Origin of the sequence: Escherichia sp. 94.0001, assembly GCF_013369155.2 — a bacterium.
GTDB classification, from domain to species: domain Bacteria; phylum Pseudomonadota; class Gammaproteobacteria; order Enterobacterales; family Enterobacteriaceae; genus Escherichia; species Escherichia coli_F.
Genome location: NZ_JABWMS020000345.1, coordinates 1 through 228 on the forward strand (window position 1 = coordinate 1; position 228 = coordinate 228).

A 228-nucleotide genomic window follows, 5' to 3' on the forward strand; every position below is an offset into this window, starting at 1 on the left:
CATATTCACGCATCGAGGCAGCCGAACGGGCAAACAGGGCCGCATTATCCGAAAATGCCGTGCCTGTCCGCTGGCTGATATCCATCAGCACTTTCTGTGATGACGAAAATTCATCGGATGACTGCGACGCCTGTTTCAGTCGGGCATTCACGGAACTCCATTCATCGGCCAGAGAAATCAGGTGTCCGGTGGCAAAGGCACCGGCAAATGCGCCAGCCATTCCGACAG

1 protein-coding gene is annotated in these 228 nt (G+C 55.3%); it reads right to left on the reverse strand.

What is annotated here, in order from left to right; genetic code table 11:
* Nucleotides 1-228 (reverse strand): tape measure protein (locus HEN33_RS26045; protein WP_242460336.1); only part of this gene is annotated, 228 nt, incomplete at both ends.